Origin of the sequence: Micromonospora sp. NPDC049903, from assembly GCF_044460945.1 — a bacterium.
Taxonomy (GTDB): domain Bacteria; phylum Actinomycetota; class Actinomycetes; order Mycobacteriales; family Micromonosporaceae; genus Micromonospora.
In genome coordinates this window covers 1-18,440 of sequence record NZ_JBITKL010000019.1, presented here as the reverse complement: position 1 = coordinate 18,440, position 18,440 = coordinate 1, and the positions used below count along the sequence as shown (strand labels likewise).

14 protein-coding genes are annotated in these 18,440 nt (G+C 71.6%); 9 read left to right on the top strand and 5 right to left on the bottom strand.

The features are described 5' to 3' along the window. The first annotated feature begins 4 nt into the window (after positions 1 to 4). A complete protein-coding gene (locus ACIBO1_RS23965; protein ID WP_396750189.1) occupies positions 5 to 574 on the top strand; it encodes a sigma-70 family RNA polymerase sigma factor in 570 nt (189 codons plus the stop codon). A gap of 44 nt (positions 575 to 618) precedes the next feature. Continuing rightward, on the top strand, positions 619 to 1,443 hold the full coding sequence (locus ACIBO1_RS23960; RefSeq protein WP_396750187.1) for a zf-HC2 domain-containing protein: 825 nt from the start codon (positions 619 to 621) through the stop codon (positions 1,441 to 1,443). Between the two features lie 3 nt (positions 1,444 to 1,446). Here ACIBO1_RS23960 and ACIBO1_RS23955 read toward each other — a convergent pair whose 3' ends face one another. After that, complete coding sequence (locus tag ACIBO1_RS23955; RefSeq protein WP_396750185.1) at positions 1,447 to 3,126, bottom strand: ricin-type beta-trefoil lectin domain protein; 1,680 nt, start codon at positions 3,124 to 3,126, stop codon at positions 1,447 to 1,449. 236 nt (positions 3,127 to 3,362) lie between these two features. On the opposite strand from ACIBO1_RS23955, the gene ACIBO1_RS23950 reads away from it, so the two are divergent. Further along, on the top strand, positions 3,363 to 4,064 hold the full coding sequence (locus ACIBO1_RS23950) for a lysostaphin resistance A-like protein (RefSeq protein ID WP_396750183.1): 702 nt from the start codon (positions 3,363 to 3,365) through the stop codon (positions 4,062 to 4,064). A gap of 251 nt (positions 4,065 to 4,315) precedes the next feature. Here the strand turns inward: ACIBO1_RS23950 and ACIBO1_RS23945 are convergent, their stop codons facing one another. Further along, positions 4,316 to 5,272 (bottom strand): hypothetical protein, encoded by a 957-nt coding sequence (locus ACIBO1_RS23945; protein WP_396750181.1) that lies wholly within the window; start codon positions 5,270 to 5,272, stop codon positions 4,316 to 4,318. A gap of 144 nt (positions 5,273 to 5,416) precedes the next feature. Here ACIBO1_RS23945 and ACIBO1_RS23940 point away from each other — a divergent pair, with 144 nt between their 5' ends. After that, positions 5,417 to 8,494 carry a BTAD domain-containing putative transcriptional regulator gene (locus ACIBO1_RS23940; protein WP_396750179.1) on the top strand — a complete coding sequence of 1,026 codons (3,078 nt, stop codon included), beginning with the start codon at positions 5,417 to 5,419 and terminating at the stop codon, positions 8,492 to 8,494. A gap of 149 nt (positions 8,495 to 8,643) precedes the next feature. Continuing rightward, positions 8,644 to 9,423: a thioesterase II family protein gene (locus ACIBO1_RS23935; RefSeq protein WP_396750177.1), complete on the top strand. Its 780-nt coding sequence runs from the start codon at positions 8,644 to 8,646 to the stop codon at positions 9,421 to 9,423. Here ACIBO1_RS23935 and ACIBO1_RS23930 read toward each other — a convergent pair. Beyond that, positions 9,381 to 9,809 carry a type II 3-dehydroquinate dehydratase gene (locus ACIBO1_RS23930; RefSeq protein ID WP_396750175.1) on the bottom strand — a complete coding sequence of 143 codons (429 nt, stop codon included), beginning with the start codon at positions 9,807 to 9,809 and terminating at the stop codon, positions 9,381 to 9,383. The two genes, ACIBO1_RS23935 and ACIBO1_RS23930, sit on opposite strands and share 43 nt — an antisense overlap. A 209-nt stretch (positions 9,810 to 10,018) precedes the next feature. On the opposite strand from ACIBO1_RS23930, the gene ACIBO1_RS23925 reads away from it, so the two are divergent. From ACIBO1_RS23925 to ACIBO1_RS23915, 3 genes are read left to right on the top strand one after another with little or no spacing between them, the layout of a single operon-like run. Next, the gene (locus ACIBO1_RS23925) at positions 10,019 to 11,185 is read left to right on the top strand and encodes a DegT/DnrJ/EryC1/StrS family aminotransferase (protein WP_396750173.1); all 1,167 of its coding nucleotides are present in this window, start codon (positions 10,019 to 10,021) and stop codon (positions 11,183 to 11,185) included. Then, positions 11,185 to 12,294: a Gfo/Idh/MocA family protein gene (locus ACIBO1_RS23920; protein ID WP_396750171.1), complete on the top strand. Its 1,110-nt coding sequence runs from the start codon at positions 11,185 to 11,187 to the stop codon at positions 12,292 to 12,294. Before ACIBO1_RS23925 ends, ACIBO1_RS23920 begins: the two co-directional genes overlap by 1 nt. A 53-nt stretch (positions 12,295 to 12,347) precedes the next feature. Then, positions 12,348 to 13,037 carry an HAD-IA family hydrolase gene (locus ACIBO1_RS23915; protein ID WP_396750169.1) on the top strand — a complete coding sequence of 230 codons (690 nt, stop codon included), beginning with the start codon at positions 12,348 to 12,350 and terminating at the stop codon, positions 13,035 to 13,037. A gap of 64 nt (positions 13,038 to 13,101) precedes the next feature. Here ACIBO1_RS23915 and ACIBO1_RS23910 read toward each other — a convergent pair whose 3' ends face one another. Together ACIBO1_RS23910 and ACIBO1_RS23905 are read right to left on the bottom strand one after the other, a co-directional pair. Next, positions 13,102 to 14,124, bottom strand: coding sequence for a 3-dehydroquinate synthase family protein (locus tag ACIBO1_RS23910; protein ID WP_396750167.1), 1,023 nt, complete (start codon positions 14,122 to 14,124; stop codon positions 13,102 to 13,104). Next, on the bottom strand, positions 14,121 to 14,957 hold the full coding sequence (locus tag ACIBO1_RS23905) for a lantibiotic dehydratase C-terminal domain-containing protein (protein ID WP_396750165.1): 837 nt from the start codon (positions 14,955 to 14,957) through the stop codon (positions 14,121 to 14,123). Before ACIBO1_RS23905 ends, ACIBO1_RS23910 begins: the two co-directional genes overlap by 4 nt. Before the next feature lie 284 nt (positions 14,958 to 15,241). On the opposite strand from ACIBO1_RS23905, the gene ACIBO1_RS23900 reads away from it, so the two are divergent. Next, positions 15,242 to 18,440, top strand: a 3,199-nt coding sequence (locus ACIBO1_RS23900; protein WP_396750163.1) for an AMP-binding protein, incomplete at its 3' end; no start/stop codon positions are given.

Genomic DNA, 18,440 nt, shown 5'->3' with positions numbered 1-18,440 from the left:
GTCGGTGGCGACGGTGTCGAGCGGGGCCGGTGCAGACGCCTGCGCCACACCGGACGAGACACCGACACCCGGTGCCGAATCCCGGATGAGCCTGATCTACGAGACCCACTCCGAACCTCTGTTCCGCTTCCTGCTCAGGCTCTCGCTCGGGGCCCGACACATCGCCGAGGACCTGTTGCAGGAGACGATGGTTCGGGCCTGGCGCAACATCGACCACCTGTCGTCGGACCCGGAGACCCAGCGCCGCTGGCTGTTCACCGTGGCCCGGCGGATCGCGATCGACGCGGCGCGGGCCCGACAGGCCCGCCCGACCGAGGTCGGTGCCGTCGACGTCTCCCGGATGCCGACCACGACCGACCACGTCGAGGAGATCGTCGCCGTGCACACCGTCCACGACGCCCTGCCGAGGCTCAAGCCGGAGCAGCGTACGGTGTTGATCGACCTGTACTTCCACGGACGGTCCACCGCCGAGATCGCCGCCCGGCTCGACATCCCCGAGGGTACGGTCAAGTCCCGCGCCCACTACGGGCTGCGGGCACTGCGCGCCATCGTCGGGCCGACGGACGGGGTATGACATGTGCCATCCGCCGCAGCACCGCGCCGATCCGGACCTGCCCGATGACTGACCTCGACAACGACCACGCAGCAGCGCGGCAGACCTGCGCCCTCTACCTGGCCGGCGCGTTGGACCCGGCGGCCGAGGCCGCTTTCGAGGTGCACCTCGCCGGCTGCACGGAGTGCCTCGACGAGTGCGACCGGGTAGGGCCCCTCGCGCTGGCCCTGGCGCAGTTCGACGACGAGCCGTCCGACCTCGACCCGCACGCCGAGCCCGGCTCCGTGGCCGCGCCCGCGCACACCACCCACGCGGCCGGATCCGCCGTGGCACCGACAGCCGGGTCCGGCGAGGTCGAGGACCAGCCCGGCACCCGACCGACCTCCGCCGGCACGCCGAGGCGGACGGCTCCGACCGGACCTCAGGGCGTCCGACCGGGAGACCCCCGGCGTCGGTTCTCCCGCCGGCTACGGCTTGCTGCCGGCGCACTGGCCGCGACCGTCGTCCTCGTCGGCGGCCTGGCCGTCGGTCTGCCCCGGCTCACCGGTGAGCCGACGGTGGTCACGCCGGTCGGCGTCGCGACCGCCGAAGGCGTGGGAGGCGGCTCGGCACGCCTGTCGGTCTCCATCGCCGAGACCGAGGGCCGGTCGACGATCGTCGCCAGCGTCGTCGGGCTGGAGAGCGGCATCCGCTACCGACTCTTCGGGGTCACCCGCGACGGACAGACCCACGAGGTGGTCGAGTGGGACGGCCGGCCCGGCGCGCAGGAGGTCAGCGGCGAACTCGACGCCACCCTCGCCGAGCTGACCTTCTTCACCGTCGCCCGGACGGACGGCGGCCCGGTCGTCTCGGCCCGCCTGGACCCCGTCACCCCCACGCCGACCGGCTGAGCCTCAGCCCCGACGCCACTTCTGATTGGCCGTACCCGAGCAGGTCCACAACTGCAGGCGGGTGCCCCAGTCCCGGATGTCGACGCACTTGTCGGTGTGCGGGTTGACGATGTCGCCCGCACTGGTCAGCCGGAACTGTTGAGCCCAGCCACCGTTGCAGTCGGCGAGCTGAATGGCCGTACCGTCGGTCGTTCCCGCCCAGGCCAGATCCATGCACTTGCCGAGCGCCATCATCGTGCCCTTGCTGAACGACCACTTCTGGCCGACGTTCCCGGAGACACAGCGCGCCATCTGCAACTGGGCACCATCCACCGACCTGGCCCCGGGCACCTCGATGCACCGGTCCTCCCAGCCGATCATGGGTCGTCCGGGGTAGCTGGGTGGTGCGGTCGTCGCCGGAGGTGGCGTCGTGCGCGCCGGCGTCGCCCGGCCCGGGGTCGGCAGAGCCGGAGTCGGTGGTGCCGGCGGGGCCGGTGGGGGAGCCTCGGCGAGTGGCGGTGCCGACGGGCTACCCGACCTCGGGCCGGTGGTCGGCGCGGCCGGGGGCGCACCGAGCCGTGGGTCCCGCGCATAGTGCTCGGCGTACGCCAGCACCATGCCGGTGAAATCGCGCAGCCCGGCCGCGTCCGGTACCCCACCGGCCTGCTGCACCACGGTCGTGCCCCACTGGTAGGCGGCCAGGGCGATCGGATACGGGTCGGTCCCGAGCCCGGCCAGCTCACCGGAGAGGCTGCACATCGCCCGCCCCAGAGTCGGAATCGCCACGGTCGGATCCCACGGCGAGGCCGACGGTGCGGCGTACCGGGCCCAGATGGCCGGCAGGAACTGCGCGATGCCCTGTCCGCCGTTGGGGCCGAGCAGGTTGGGATTGAAGCCGGACGACGCCATCAGCTGTGCCGCCACCCGGGCCGGGGTCACGGTCGCGCACACCTTCCCGGCAGCGAGCACCAGGTCGAGGTAGGCGCCGGGGACCGGCCGGGGCGTGGTGCCCGGCGTCGGTGCGGCCTCGACCGGACGCGGCGGCGGAGTCGGCTCGACGGTCACGGCCAGGTCCGACCGGCCGGCATAGCCCTCGGCGTAGGCGGCGACCGTCGCGACATAGTCCTCGGCGGACGTCGGTACCCCGCCGGCCGCGCGGACCGCGTCGGTGCCGGAGTGGTACGCCGCCAGCGCCAACCGCCACGGTTCACCGCTGACACCGGCGTGCCTTACCTGGCCGACCAGGTCACACATGTGCCGGGCGAGCGCCAGGATGTTCGCGGCGGCGTCCAGCCGGGGCGCCTGCGGCCACGGTGCCCACCGCTGCCACGTCGCCTCGGTGAGGGCGGCCACACCGGCACCGCCGGCGGCGGAGCGCTGGTTGACCTCGAAACCCGAGGCGGCCATCACCTGGCCGGCGAGACGCGCCGGGGTGAGCGCGGGACACGACAGTGCCGCCGCGACGATCGCCGTCGCCTGGTCGGCTGGTACGTCCTTGCCGACCAGAACGGCCGGTTCGGCGGTCGCGGTGCCGATGCTGGACGCCACGGCGGAGACCCCGAGCATGGCGAGCACTCCGGTGATCGCGACCGCCCGACGCAGCCGCACGTCGAGCCGGCGGTAGCGGGCAACGAGACGCCTGGCCAGGGACACGGCGAGGTCGCCGATCCGACGGATGGCGTCGGCGCCAGACGTCACCTGCACAGCGACCCTCCTCGTCATGGAATCCGCTGCCTACTACGCCCGCGAGTGGGCCGAAGTTCACGACCGATCGCCCTGAATCGAAGCCTACTGTCCACCATGGCCGCCGGACGGCCCCGCCCGCAGTCCGCTGGTGGACAGCGCGCTCAGCAAGGTCCGAATCGTTCGGTTTGGGATAGGACAACAAGGGCAACTATCTGCCTCGGCCCGATTCGGAGTACACAGTGGAGGTTCTCGCGATGGCCGTTGACGCGTCGGTGAAGACGAAGAGGCCCGGATGGCCGGAGATCCTCGTCGGGCTGGCCGTGATGGCGCTGGTCGGCTACGGCCTCCCCATCACCCTCGACCGGACCGGAGCGGCCGATGCGCTCAGCCCGGTCACGTCCGGCCTCATTCTGGCCGCCCTCTCGGGTGTCGCCGGTCTCATCGCGTTCGCCGCCGCCGCGCGCATCCGCTCCACGAACTGGAGCGACCTCGGTGTCCGTCCGACGACCGGCCGCTGGCTCCTGCTCGGGGTAGCGGGTGGCCTGGTCGCCCTGGTCGTCTCCCGGATCGTCGCCGCCGCGGTCTACTACCTCACCAGTCCGTCCGAGAACGTCCAGCAGCCGTATCTCGACGCGGCCGGCGACGGGATCCTCACGCTGATCCTGTCGTTGCTGTTTCTGGCCGTCCTGACGCCCATCGGCGAGGAGTTCCTGTTCCGCGGGATCGTCACCACGGCACTGCTGCGCTACGGCGCGGTCGTCGGCGTCGTCGGCAGTTCATTGATCTTCGCGCTGATGCACGGCCTGAACCTCGTCTTCGTGACCGCACTGGTCGTCGGCCTGGTCGCCGCCGAAGTGTTCCGCCGCAGCGGCTCCATCTGGCCCGCCGTCGCGGTACACGTCACCAACAACCTGCTCGGGCAGGTGCTGGCCCTGCTGCTGGCAGGCGCGGCCTGACCGCACCGTGCCACGCGCCGACACGCCGGGACGCCCGAAGCTGTGGCGCCGGTTCGGTGCCCACATACAGACGTCGGCGAGGGGCCAGGGTACGTGACGGGCGCTCGGCGTCTACCACGATCAGGATGACTTCCTAGGACACCTTGGGCGGTGTGACGACGATCGGATCCGCTCCCACCGTGCGGTGACCGCGCCCGGCCGTGGGGCGACAACGGTGGTTGTCGCCCGACGGTCGCGGGAGCGGTACGGGATCAGGCCGCGAGGGTCTGTAGTTCGGCGAGTCCTCCGCAGGTGGTCCCGCCGAGGTTCTTGAACGAGATCGTGATCTGGCGTTCGGACGTTCCGTTGGTGTTGATGCGCTGGCGGTAGATCATGCGGGTGACCTCGAACTGGCAGGTGATGGGGTAGCTGCCCTGAGGTGACGCGCCGACCAGATAGGCCGAGGTGACGGGGTTCGCGTTGGTCCAGGTCGTGGACCACGTCGCGCCGGACGCCATGGAGGCGATGTTGAAGCTGTACGAGACGGCGGTGGAGCCGAGTCGGATATCGGTCTGGCAGGCGATGGAGCCCACGTTTTTGACCTCCACCCAGAACTGACGGAGCGCACCCGCCGCACCCGGCTGCACGAACCAGGTGCGGGTCACCCGGAACTGGCAGGCCGCCGAGCTGGTGGCGCCACTCGGGTTGAGCCCCACCACCCAGTTGGTGTGCCAGGGGATGTTCCACAGGTGCGTCTGGGTGCCGCCCGGGCTGACGCCGCCGGTGGAGGCGTAGGCCGAGCTGCTCACCGCGGCGAGCTGCACCGTCGCGCCACAGGCGATCGAGCCGACGTTCTTGAGCGTGAACTGGAACTGCCGTTGCCCGCCCCACAGTTGGACGTACTGGCTGCTGATCGTCTCGAACTGGCACATGGTCGAGGTGGTGGCGCCGGCCGGGTTGTAGCCGACCACGTAGGCGGCGTCGGCGGGGGCGTTGTTCCAGGTCCACCCCTGCGTGCCGCCGACTGCGACCGTGCCGGTGAACCAGGTCGCGGCGATGCCGATGCCACCCTTCGCAGCGGTGCCGAGCCCGTCCGAGGCTGTCGCGGCGGCCCGGGCGTCCCGCAACGCGGGCTGCGACGCCGAGTCGGCCTGTGCCATGCCGGCTGCTGCGACGAGCAGGCCGAGCACGGTTGCGGCGACCACGGCGGCGCGGATTCTTCCTCCCATTGAAGCTCCTTCGCGATATCGATCCGGGTCGTTCGCCCGGTCATCTCTGAGGCTGCGCGGGCCGCCTTGCCATCGGCTAGCCGTCCGATAGCCGCCCAGGTGGCGGCGAATAGAATGCGATGGATGCGCTGAGGTGGGGGACCAATGAGATGGCGCCTGCTCGGTCCGGTCGAGGCCGTGGTGCGCGGGGAGCCGGTGCCGTTGGGGCGGCCCCAGCAGCGCGCCGTGCTGGCCTATCTGCTGCTCAACGCGAACGTGCTGGTGTCGGCCGAACAGGTGGCCGAAGCGCTGTGGGGCGGGGCGCCGCCCGCACGGGCACGCGCGCAGGTCCAGGTCTGCGTCTCCCGATTACGGCACCTGACCCGTACCGCGGACCTACCCGAAATGATCTTCTCGGGATCCGGCGGGTACCGTCTCGACCTCCATGACGCCGACCTGGACACGACGGTCTTCTCCGGTCTCGTCGCGGATGCTCGCCGCCACACCGACGCGGGCGAGCACGAGCCGGCGACCACCCTGCTGCGACAGGCGCTGGCGTTGTGGCGCGGCCCGGCGCTCGCGGGCGCGTCCGCCGCGTTCGTGCCGGGGGCCGCCGCCAGCCTGCACGACAAACAGCTGGCCGCGTCCGAGGACCTGTTCGACGCCGAGTTCGCACTCGGCCGGCACGCGGAGGCGGTGGCGCCGTTGCGCAGGTTGACGGCCGCGAACCCCTGGCACGAGGGCCTCGTCGTGCGATTGATGACGGCCCTGGCCGGATCGGGCCATCAGGCCGAGGCGCTACGGGTGTTCGAGCGGATCCGTCGCCGACTCGCCCACGAATTGGGCGTCGAGCCCGGAGCGCGGCTCGCGGAGACCCACAGACAGGTGCTGCGGCAGCAGTTCCCGCCGAGCCGGCCCGCGCCCGCCGTCGTCAACACCGGCCCGAGCCCGCGCCCGGCCCAACTGCCCGCCGGCCTGTCGACATTCACCGGTCGCGTCGACGCGCTCACCGAACTGGACGCGATGCTGGAGCGGGCGCGCGCGAGCGGCGCCCTGGCGGTCGTCGCGATCATCGGCACCGCCGGGGTCGGCAAGACGGCCCTGGCGATCCGGTGGGCACACCGGGTCCGGTCCCAGTTCGACGGCGGCCAGCTCTTTCTCGACCTGGGCGGACACTCACCCGGGGCGCCGCTGGCACCGCTGGACGCCTTGTCACGCTGCCTTCGCGCGCTCGGTGTGCCGCCCACCCAGGTGCCGGACGACGTCGACGAGGCGGCGAATCTCTACCGCAGCGTGGTCGCCGACAGACAGATGTTGTTCCTGCTCGACAACGCCCGGGACACGGCCCACGTCCAGCCGCTGCTGCCCGGCGGCGCCGGCTGCCTGGTGATCGTGACCAGCCGGAGCCACCTCGGTGGGCTGGCCACCCGACACGACGCGCAACGGTTGTCGTTGGACGTGCTCGCACCCTCGGAGGCCACCGAGCTGCTGGCCCGCGTCATCGGCGAGGACCGCGTCAGCGGGCAGGAGGCCACGCTCGCCGAACTGGCTCGGGACTGCGCCCATCTGCCGCTGGCACTGCGCATCGCCGCGGCGGACCTGCAAACCCGCCGGCACGAGACGATCAGCGACTACCTGGCCCGGCTGCGCGCCGGCGACCCGCTGACCATGCTGACCGTCCGCGAGGACGAGCAGATCGCGGTCCGATCGGCGTTCGCTGCCTCCTACCGGACCCTGTCACCGCGACTCCGGCGACTCTTCCGACTGTTCGGCCTGGTGCCCGGTGCCGAGGTGACAGCGGAGTCGGCCGCCGTGATGCTGGGATGTGGAACCGCGGAGGCGGCCGAACTGCTCTCCCGCCTGGCCGACGCCCATCTGGTGCAGGAGCGGACGGCGGGCCGCTTCGGCACCCACGACCTGCTCGGCCGGTACGTCGCCGAGCTCGCGAGCCTCGACGACAACCAACGGACCCTGGACGACCTGCTCTCCTGGTACCTGTTCAGCGTGTACGCCGCAGCCGACCGGTTGTATCCGCAGGTGCTGCGCGTACCCGTGCAGTCAGCTGTCCCCGCGCGTGGGCACCTGCGGTTCACCAGCCACGTCGACGCTCTCGCCTGGCTCGACGCGGAACGGCACAACCTCGTCGCCGCGACCCGACACGCGACGCGTCAGGAACTGCACACGCTGGCCTGGTCACTGGCGGACGCGTTACGCGGATACCTGTGGCTGGGAATGCACACCGCCCAATGGTCCGAGGTCGCCCGCCTCGGTCTCTCCGCCGCTCGGGCCGCCCGCCACGACCAGGCCGAGGCGGCAGCCCGACTGAGCCTGGCGGCCCTGTACTGGCGACTGGAACGGTTCTCCGAGGCGATCGACGAGTACCGCCTGGCGCTGCGGTCGGCGAACCGGTCGGGATGGCGCGAAGGGCAGGCGGCAGCGTTGGGCAACCTGGGCCCGGTCTACCGGATGACCGGCCAGCCACACGAAGCGCTGCGGGTCGTGCGACAGGCGTTGGAGCTGAACGAGAGCAGCGGCCGTTCGGCAGGCGTCGCCGTCAACCACAACAACCTCGGATTGGTCTGCGCCGACCTCGGCCGACTCGGCGAAGCCGCCGACCACCACCACGCGGCGCTCGCCCTGGCACAGCGGAACAAGGCGGTGGGCAGCCGCGCGCTGATCCTGAGCAACCTGGGCTCGGTCTATCACCTCCTCGGCCGCTTCGACGATGCGGTGCGGACGTTGACGACCGCGCTTGAGCTGCACGAGCAGACGGGCAGTCGAGGCCGCGCCAGCACCCTGTGCGCACTGGCCCGGGTGCACCACGCACGCGGTGACGATGCCCGCGCCACCTCGCTCGCCCGTCAGGCACTCGACATGGCGCGCGAGCCGGCCGAGCCCCGACTCGAAGCGCTCGCACTGCACGTCCTGGGCGTCGTGGACCGGAACGTCGGCATCCTGCTGGACGCGTTGACGTACGCACGCGCGTCCGCGGACCGCTACATCGAGGCCGACATCATCGTCAGCCTCGCCGACCTCGACGAGCCCGCCGCACTCGCCTGGTGCCACGCAGCGCTGTCCATCGCGCGGCAGTGCGGCTATCGGCTGCTCGAAGGCCGGGCACTCGCCGCCCGGGCCGCAGCCGAGCACCGGGCCGGCGACTCGACCGGCACCCGGCTCGCCGTACAGTCGCACGCCACGGTCGGCCATCGGCTGGACTCCGCCTCGGCTCGACCGCCCTCATGAAACAGGCCCTTGTCGGTTGACGTCGAGGTCGGCCGACGCAGACAGGCGGCCGGGTACGGGCCGATTGAGGGGGCGGGCAGGGGTGGTCGGGCTCCCGTGGGGCTCATATCGTCGGCCTTCGACGCCGTGTTCGGGAGCCGCAGGGAGACATGATGGACAATCTGTGGGTACGCCGCTTCCGCCCCGCAGCCCCGGATGCGCCTCGGCTCGTCGCGCTGCCGCACGCGGGTGGATCCGCCCCCTTCTATCTGCCTCTCGCCACCGCGCTGTCGCCTGACGTGGAGGTGTTGAGCATCCAGTACCCGGGTCGGCAGGAGCGGCGGCGGGAGCCGGTGCCGGGCAGCATCTCCGAACTCGCCGACGCGATCCTGCCGGCCCTTCCACCTGCAGACGACCGCCCGGTGGCGATCTTCGGACACAGCATGGGCGCGCTCGTCGCGTACGAGTTGGGCCTGCGGATGGAGGCGCAACCGGGCGGCGGACCCGTGCATCTGTTCGTCTCCGGTCGACGGGCGCCATCGCTGCGCCGTGCCGGGGAGCAGGTGCACCTGCTGGACGACGCCGGCCTGATCGGAGAGATGCGTCGGATGCGCGGTACGGACGAGCGGGCGCTGGACGACCCGGAGATGCTGGCGGTGATCCTGCCTGCGGTACGGGGCGACTACCGGGCTGTGGAGACCTACCAGTGCGCGTCGGGCGGGCGACTACGCAGTCCGCTCACCGTCCTCACCGGGGACGCCGACCCGGTGACCAGCACCGCCGACGCGGCCGCCTGGGCCCAGCACACGACTGGGCCCTGCGAACTGCGGACCTTCCCCGGCGGCCACTTCTTTCTCGTCGATCACGCCGCTGCGGTCGTCGCGCTCATCCGGAACACCCTCGCCGCTCACGCCACGAGTTCGGTCAGGGCACGGGCTGCCAGGCGGTAGCCGAGCGCGCCCAGCCCGACGACGACGCCGCTGGCCAGCGGGGCGATGACGGATTCGTGCCGGAAGGACTCACGCGCCCAGACGTTCGACAGGTGCACCTCCACCCAGGGGCGGGGGTAGCTCGCCAGCGCGTCCCGCAGCGACCAGCCGGCGATCATCAACGCGCCGGGATTCACGATCGCGCCCACCGTGTGGTACGCGCCCTGGATGGTGCTGATGAGGTCGCCCTCGGAATCGTGCTGCCGGGAGACGACCTTCCATCCTCTGTCGACGACCTCGGCCTGCACGGCCTCCTCGATGTCGGCGAGCGTGTCCGTGCCGTATATCTCCGGCTCGCGTCGGCCGAGGATACCGAGATTCGGCCCATTCAGCAGCAGCAATTCCATGGTTGTCCCCTCGGCCGCTCGGTTGACTGAGGCTTTTATAGCAGCTGGTAGCGGTGAATTGCTGCCGGCCGGAATGCTTCGGGTTCGGTAGGGGGGCGATTAGGGGAGGCTCCCGCCGTCGGCGCTGACGTACGGTCGCGGTATTCCGGCGGCGTCAGTGAATCGGCGCCGCCCTCCGTATGAACGACTCCGGAATAGGACGGTCCATCATGAGTGGTTCACCTTCCGGCGGTCCGGAATTCCCGGCCTGGCCGCAATTCGGCGACGAGGAACGGGCGGGGCTGATCCGGGCGCTCGAACAGGGACAGTGGTGGCGCATCACCGGGAGCGAGGTCAGGACGTTCGAGGAGGAGTTCGCCGCGTACCACGGGGCGCCGCGGGCGCTGGCCGTCACCAACGGTACGCACGCGCTGGAACTCGCCCTGGAGGTGCTCGGTGTCGGTCCGGGGACCGAGGTCATCGTCCCGGCGTTCACCTTCATCTCATCGTCGCAGGCCGCCCAACGTCTCGGTGCGACGGTGATTCCGGTCGACGTCGACCCGGAGACCTACTGCATCGACGTGGCAGCCGCGGCGGAGGCGATCTCCTCCCGTACGAAGGTGATCATGCCCGTGCACATGGCCGGTCAGGTCGCGGACATGGACGCCCTGAACAAGCTCGCGGCCGACGCGTCAGTGGCGATCCTCCAGGACGCGGCGCACGCCCACGGCGCGCGCTGGAACGGCCGGCGAATGGGCGAACTCGACTCGATCGCCGCGTTCAGCTTCCAGAACGGCAAGCTGATGACCGCAGGTGAGGGCGGTGCCGTGCTCTTCCCCGACGACGAGTCGTACCAGGACGGCTTCCTCCGGCACAGCTGTGGCCGACCCCCGACCGACCGCCTCTACTTCCACCAGACCTCCGGGTCGAACTTCCGGATGAACGAGTTCACCGCCAGCGTGCTGCGGGCTCAGCTCGCACGCCTCGGCGAGCAGATCGACACCCGGGAACGTCGCTGGCCGGTGTTGGCCCGGCTGCTGGCCGAGATCCCCGGCGTGGTGCCGCAGGGCCGGGACGACCGGTGCGATCGAAACCCGCACTACATGGCGATGTTCCGCATCCCGGGCTGCACGGAGGAGCGGCGCAACCGCCTGGTGGACGAGCTGATCGCACGCGGGTTGCCCGCCTTCGCCGCGTTCCGGGCGATCTACCGGTCCAACGGCTTCTGGGAGGCCGGCGCGCCCCACCTGACCGAGACGCAGTTGGCCGAGCGTTGCCCGGTCACCGAGGAGCTGACCCGGGACGCAATCTGGCTGCATCACCGCACGTTGCTCGCCGACGAGGTGCAGATGGAGCGGATCGCGGAGATCGTCCGCGACGTGCTGGTCGGAGCGTGATGGACGACCGGCCCGGCCCGGTGCGGGCGGCGGTGATCGGACTCGGCTGGGCGGGCAGCGCGATCTGGCTGCCCCGCCTGCGTCGCCACCCCGCCTTCGACCTGGTCGCGGCGGTCGACCCCGCGCCTCGGCCGGATGCGGCAGCCGCCGCCGCGAGCGCCGGCGTCCCGGTGCTCGCCACCGTCGAGGAGCTGAACCGCGAACGGGTGGACTTCGCCGTCGTGGCCGTCCCCAACCACCTGCACAGCGAGGTCGCCACCCGCCTGCTGCGGCGCGACGTCTCGGTCTTCGTGGAGAAGCCGGTCTGCCTCAGCGCGGCCGAGGCGGACCGGCTGACCGAGGCCGAGTCGAACGGTCAGGGCGTCCTGGTGGCGGGCAGCGCCGCCCGCTGCCGGGCGGACGTGCGACGCCTCTACGAACTGGCCGGGACCGTCGGCCCGATACGCCACATCGACCTGGCCTGGGTGCGGGCGCGCGGCGTGCCGGACGGCGGCGGTTGGTTCACCCAGCGTCGCCTCGCCGGGGGCGGGGCCCTGATGGACCTCGGGTGGCACCTGCTCGACATCGTCGGCCCGATACTCGGGGAGGTCGAGTTCGAGCAGGCCGTGGCGACCACCAGCGACGACTTCGTCCACGCCTCCGACGCCGCGGCGGCGTGGCGGCACCACGAGGACGCACCGCCGTCCGCCGACGCGGCACCGATCGACGTTGAGGACACGGTGCGCAGCTTCCTCGTGACGCCGGCCGGCACGGCGGTGTCGCTGCGGGCGAGCTGGGCCTCCCACGAACCCTGCGACGTCACATCCATCCGAGTCGAGGGCAGCGCCGGTACCGTCCACCTGCGCTGCACGTTCGGCTTCAGTCCCAACCGCTTACCGAGCCCCGTCCTGACCCTCCTGCGCGACGGCGAAGTCGTCGTCGCCGAGGTACCTCCGGAGCCGGTCGGCTCGGAGTACGACCGGCAGCTCGACGAGTTGCCCGCGCTGCTCGCCGAGCCCGCCACCCGCGGCCGCTCCGTCACCGAGGCACACCGGACCATCGCCCTGATCAGCCGGCTCTACGAGTCCGCCCGGACGCGACGCACCGCCACACCGGCGCGCCGCGGCTGAGGCCTCCCCGGGGACACGACCCCCGGGCCTGGTCAATCGAAGGAGACAACGTCATGCACGTGCCAACCGTCATCATGCCCACGGCCACACCGCGAGAACATCCGCTCCGCGCGGTGGTCTTCGACCTCGACGGCGTACTGGTCGACAGCTTCGCGGTCATGCGAGAGGCCTTCTCCGTCGCCTACGCCGAGGTGGTCGGGCCCGGCCCGGCCCCGTTCGAGGAGTACGAGCAGCACCTGGGGCGCTACTTCCCGGACATCATGCGGATCATGGATCTCCCGTTGGCCATGGAGGGGCCGTTCGTCCGGGAGAGCTACCGGCTCGCCGGGCGGGTCACCATGTTCGACGGTATACCGGACATGCTCGCCGATCTGCGTCGCCGAGGGCTGCGGATGTCCGTGGCCACCGGTAAGAGCGGCCCCCGGGCCCGTTCACTGCTGGACAACCTGGGCGTGCTGGACCTCTTCGATCATGTCATCGGATCCGATGAGGTGGCCCGGCCCAAGCCGGCCCCCGACATCGTGCGACGTGCCCTGGACCTGATGGGCGTGCGCGCCGAGGAAGCCGTGATGGTAGGGGACGCGGTCACCGATCTGGCCAGCGCCCGGGCGGCCGGGGTGACCTCGATCGCCGCGTTGTGGGGTGAGTGCGACGCCCAACGCCTGCTCGCTGCCGGCCCCGATCTGGCTGCCGGCTCACCGGACGAGCTGATCACGATCCTGACGGCCACGGTGGCCGTCTGAGAGCGAACGGGCCGGCGGTCTGCGGATCCTCCACAGACCGCCGGCCCGCTCGCGCGCCTTCGGGTCAGACGAGCTCGGCGAGGACGGCGAGGACCACGGCCTCCGGCACGTCGGTCACCAACTCGGCGCCGGACGGGCCGTCCAAGACGAACGTGAGCCCGTCGGTGGCCTTCTTGTCCCGCCGCATCAGGGTGACCAGACCGGTCGCGTCGACCCCGTCGGGAAGGCGGGTCGGCAGACCGTACCCACGGACCACGTCGAGGTGCTCGGCAGCACGATCCTCGCCGATACGGCCCAGCGCCGCGGCCAGCCGGCCGGCGAAGACCGTACCGATCGCCACCGCCTCGCCGTGTCGCAGCGCGTACCCGGTGGCGCGCTCCAGCGCGTGGCCCAACGTGTGGCCGTAGTTGAGCACGTGGCGCAGACCCGCGTCGCGCTCGTCGGCGGCCACGACGGACGCCTTCAGCGTCACGCTCGCCACGATCTGGTCCACCAGTGGGAGATCGCGCAGGTCCCCACCGCCGATGAAGTGGCACCGCGCGATCTCGCCGTACCCGTTGATCCGCTCCCGCTCCGGCAGCGTGCCGAGGAAGTCGGTGTCGCAGAGCACGGCCCGCGGCTGCCAGTAGACGCCGACCAGGTTCTTGCCGGCCGGTAGGTTGACCCCGGTCTTGCCACCGACGCTCGCGTCCACCTGGGCCAGCAGCGTCGTGGGCAGGTGGATCACCGGCACACCACGGTGGTAGAGCGCGGCGGCCAGGCCGACGGTGTCCGTCGTGGTCCCACCGCCGCAGGAGACCACCGCGTCCCCGCGGGTCAGGCCGAACTCGGCGAAGGCCTGACCCAACCGCTCCACCGTGGCCAGGGTCTTGTGCCGCTCTCCGTCCTGAGCGGGCAGCCGCAACGTGGGCAGGCCGGTGGGTGGATCCCACTCGGGGGGACGGGCGGACACGATCGCCACCCGACCGGCGCCGAGCCCGGCCAACAGCGCGGGAAGCAACTCGCGTACGCGGGCTCCGACGATCACCTGGTAGGCCCGCTCGCCGAGCGGAACGTCGATCACGGCGTGGGGCGGAGCGGTGATCATGAGGTGCCGCCGCGGCCCGCATCGAGCAGCTGTTGCCGGCTGTGGTGCGCAGTCGCGAGCGCGCCCGAGCCGTTCCGCAGCACGGCGCGCAGCAACCGGGCGGCCATCGCCTCCAGGTCCGGTGTGACGCCGAGCCGGTTGTGTGTCAGGTGTGCGTGGTCGAACAACAGGTAACCCAGGGGAGTCTGCGGATCGGCGTGCGCCGCGCCGGCGACGTGCCGCAGCGTGTCGAGATAGCCCGCCCAGGCCGGGCCACGCTCGCCGGCGAGCGCCGGATCCAGGATGGCCGTGCCGAGCAGCTCCGCCTGGTAGTCGGATTCCACCGCCAGTTCCACCCGACGGCGTGGTCCCAGTTCGCTCGACCACTCCTGCCAGCAGGTGAAGAGGAAGCCAGGCCGGTCTGCGGCCGGCAGCAACTCCACCAGTTCACGTAGGTGCAGCACCACGACGGGCAGGGCGGCCGGAACCGGTGTCTCGGCGATCAGTTCGCTGGAGGCCATGGCCAGCAGTTCGGCCAGTTCGCGACCGGGTCCGTCCGGGTAGCGGGCGATCGGTGGCAGATAGCGCTCGGGCACCTCCGCAGCGGCGGGGTCGACGGCGAGGGCCGCGTAAGCCGCCGCCCCCGACCCCGCGGCCGGGTCGCAGTCCGTCCAGACCCCGAGGTAGGGCCGGGATCCGTTGTCGAGCCGCTGGAACAGCCAGCGTGCCCGTGGGTCGGCCGCGCGCAGCGCGTCGGCGAAGGCGAGGAGCCGGTCCGAGACGTCCGGCACGGCCAGGTCGGCCGTACCGGGCGTCGCGCGGCGCAGGCAGTACAAGGACCAGTCGCGGGTCACCGCAGATCCTTTCCGGAGCGGTCGAGAATGAAAGCGAAGAACGGAGAAAAGGGGCGGCTCGGCAGGCCCCGAAGCGTTCCCGGTGCATCGTATTGGCGATCGGTCGAAGCATTCCATCGCGCTGTTGAGGTGCCTCGATTTCAGGGACCAGATAGGGGGTACGGCAGGGGTTGGGGCGGCCGCTGGTGGCACAACAATGACGGGGAGCCTCGTGCCGCGTGCCTGTCGGTGTACGGCGATTTCGGCGCAGCACGGTGGTTCCCCGTCGAGCCAAGGATGGTGGCATGCTCCGCACCGAACTGATCCGGCCCCTGCACGATCTGCTGCGGATGCAGGCTGAGACCTTTGGCGACAAGATCGCGTTCCGGGACGACCGCCGGTCGGTGTCCTACGCCGAACTCCACGCACGCACCGGCCGCATCGCCGGTCACCTCGCCCAGATGCGGCTACAGCGCGGCGACCGCGCCGCCATGCTGCTCGGCAACTGCGTGGAACTGGTGGAGAGCTACTTCGCGATCACCCGCACCAGCGCGATCGGCGTACCGATCAACCCCCGGGTGACGGAGACCGAGCTGGCCTACCTCATCGAGGACAGCGGGGCACGGGTGATCATCACCGATCCGGCGCACGTGGGCATGTTGGCGGCGCTCCGAGCGGCCCGCCCGGACCTGCGTGTGGTGGTCACGGCTCCGGAAGGCGCGATTCCCGGCGCCGTCTCGTACGACACCCTGGCCACCACCACCCCGGCCCTGCCGCCCCGCGACGACCTCGGGCTCGACGACATCGCCTGGATGCTCTACACCTCCGGCACCACGGGCCGGCCCAAGGGCGTGCTCTCCACCCAGCGGAACTGCCTCTGGTCCGTGGCGGCCTGCTATGTGCCGATCCCTGGGCTGACCGCCGAGGACCGGGTGCTCTGGCCGCTGCCGCTGTTCCACAGTCTGTCGCACATCGCCTGCGTGCTCGGCGTCACCGCGGTCGGCGCCACCGCGCGCATCCTCGACGGGTACTCCGCCGAGGAGGTGCTGCGGGTGCTCGGTGAGGAGGACTCGACCTTCCTGGCGGGGGTGCCGACCGTCTACCACCATCTTGTGCAGGCCGGCCGTCGCACCGGATTCCGCGCCCCGAGTCTGCGGATGTGTCTGGTCGGAGGCGCCGTCACCACGGCCGCGCTGCGTCAGTCGTTCGAGGAGACCTTCGGAGCGCCGTTGATCGACGCCTACGGCAGCACCGAGACGTGCGGGTCGATCACCATCAACTGGCCGACCGGCGCTCGGGTCGAGGGCTCCTGCGGCCTGCCCGTGCCGGGACTGGGCGTCCGGGTCGTGGACCCGACCACCGGCGTGGACGTGCCGGCTGGTGACGAAGGCGAGGTCTGGGTCCGGGGCCCCAGCGTCATGGTCGGCTACCACAACCAGCCCGAGGCGACCGCCGAGGCGCTGCGCGACGGCTGGTACCGCACCGGAGACCTGGCCCGGCGCGACGACGCCGGGTACTTCACCATCACCGGCCGGATCAAGGAACTCATCATCCGGGGCGGCGAGAACATCCATCCCGGCGAGGTCGAGGAGGTACTGCGTCGGATGCCGGGCGTCGCCGACGTGGCGGTCGCCGGCAAGCCCCACGAGGTGCTGGGCGAAGTGCCGGTCGCGTTCCTGGTTCCCGGGCCCGAGGGCTTCGACCCTGCGGAACTCATCGCGCAGTGCCGGGACCGGTTGTCCTACTTCAAGGTGCCCGAGGAACTGTACGAGATCGACCGCATTCCGCGTACCGCCTCCGGCAAGATCACCCGGCATGCCCTGCTGCACCGGCCCGCCCGGCTGCGCGCCGCCAGCAGCGCACACTTCGAGTCGCTGTTCCGGCTGGACTGGATACCGCAGCCGTCCGTACCGCCGGTGGCGGCCCGGATCGACGGGTGGGCGGTCGCCGGAGCGGACCCGCTCGGGCTCGCCGCAGTATTGACCGCAGGTGGTGTGACGGTCGAGACGTTCCGTGACCTCGACGCCTTGCGCCGTGCCGTCGCCGACGGGGCTGCCGCCCCGGAGGCGCTGCTGCTCTCCACCGGCCGTGGCTTGCGGTCCGCCGGCTCGCTCGCCGACGAGGCGGGGGCCGCCGCCGCCACCATCACCGAGACGCTGGACGCGGCGCTTGCCGACGAACACCTGACCGGCACCCTCCTCGTCGTCGCGACCCGCGGCGCCGTACTGACCGCCACCGGCGACCACCGACTCACCGACCTGTCCCAGGCGGCGGTCTGGGGCGCCGTCCGCACGGCGCAGGCCCGCCACCCCGACCGGATCACCATCGTGGACCTCGATCTGGGGGACGTGTCCGCAGCCGCCCTGCCCACCTCGGTCGGCACCGGCGAATCCCAGCTCGCCATCCGGGACGGGATCACGCTGCTGCCAAGGCTCTGCCGCGTCACCCCACCGCTGGACACCGCCGCCGTCCAGTTCGTCGACCCGGCCGCGACCGTACTGATCACCGGCGCGGAGTCGCCCGTCGCCGCGGAGGTGGCCCGCCATCTGGTGACCGCGCACGGTGCCCGGCGTCTGTTGCTGACCAGCCGACACGGCACCGCCGCCCCCCGGGCCGCCGGACTGGCCGCCGAGCTGACCGGCCTGGGCGCAGAGGTGGAACTGCGCGCCTGCGAGGTACGTGACCAGGCGGCCGTCCGGAGACTCGTCGGTCGGCAGCGGCACCCCGTCCGCACGATCTTCCACACCGAACTGGACACCGCCGGCACCGTCACCCTCGACGCGGTCGCCCGGGACCTGGACCTGGTCGCCTTCGTCCTGCTCACCTCCACGACCGGAGTCCTCGGCGGGCCGGAGGCCGGGCCTGCGGCCTTCGCCTGCGCGCTCGCCGAACAGCGCACCGCGCACGGACTACCCGGCCTCGCGCTCAGCCTCGGTCCGTGGGACGCCGACGGTGGTCCTGACACGCTCAGCACGATCGAAGCGCTGGCCATGCTCGACGCGGCCGGCACGACCGGGGCGGTCACGCCGGTCGCGATGCGACTCGGGCCGGCGACGCTGGGTACCGTCCCCGTCCCCGCGCCACTGCGGGCCCTGATCGACCTGCCGGCGGCGGCAATGACGCCCGACGACGCATTGGTCGCCTCGCTACGCGACCGGTTGGCACAGATGGGAGAGGCACAGCAGCGCGAGTACGTGCGGGCCATCGTCGCCGAGGAGGTCGTCGGACTCACCGGCGTGGCGGACGCCTCCGGTCGACGGTCCTTCAAGGATCTCGGTTTCACCTCCCTGGACGCGGTACGGCTGCGGAGCCGGCTGACCGCGCGCACCGGCCTCCGACTGCCGACCGTGCTCGCCTTCGACCACCCGAACGTCGATGCGGTCACGACCTACCTGCTGGGACTGATCCTCGGTGTGCCGGAGCGGTTGGTTGAGGTGTCGTCGGGTGGTGGGGTGGTGGATGAGCCGATTGCGATTGTGGGGATGGCGTGTCGTTTTCCGGGTG

Bases quoted from the DNA above. Each gene is read 5' to 3' on its own strand.
- ACIBO1_RS23960 (WP_396750187.1), top strand. From the start codon at position 619: ATGACTGACCTCGACAACGACCACGCAGCAGCGCGGCAGACCTGCGCC.
- ACIBO1_RS23950 (WP_396750183.1), top strand. From the start codon at position 3,363: ATGGCCGTTGACGCGTCGGTGAAGACGAAGAGGCCCGGATGGCCGGAG.
- ACIBO1_RS23945 (WP_396750181.1), bottom strand. From the start codon at position 5,272: ATGGGAGGAAGAATCCGCGCCGCCGTGGTCGCCGCAACCGTGCTCGGC.
- ACIBO1_RS23940 (WP_396750179.1), top strand. From the start codon at position 5,417: ATGAGATGGCGCCTGCTCGGTCCGGTCGAGGCCGTGGTGCGCGGGGAG.
- ACIBO1_RS23935 (WP_396750177.1), top strand. From the start codon at position 8,644: ATGATGGACAATCTGTGGGTACGCCGCTTCCGCCCCGCAGCCCCGGAT.
- ACIBO1_RS23930 (WP_396750175.1), bottom strand. From the start codon at position 9,809: ATGGAATTGCTGCTGCTGAATGGGCCGAATCTCGGTATCCTCGGCCGA.
- ACIBO1_RS23925 (WP_396750173.1), top strand. From the start codon at position 10,019: ATGAGTGGTTCACCTTCCGGCGGTCCGGAATTCCCGGCCTGGCCGCAA.
- ACIBO1_RS23920 (WP_396750171.1), top strand. From the start codon at position 11,185: ATGGACGACCGGCCCGGCCCGGTGCGGGCGGCGGTGATCGGACTCGGC.
- ACIBO1_RS23915 (WP_396750169.1), top strand. From the start codon at position 12,348: ATGCACGTGCCAACCGTCATCATGCCCACGGCCACACCGCGAGAACAT.
- ACIBO1_RS23910 (WP_396750167.1), bottom strand. From the start codon at position 14,124: ATGATCACCGCTCCGCCCCACGCCGTGATCGACGTTCCGCTCGGCGAG.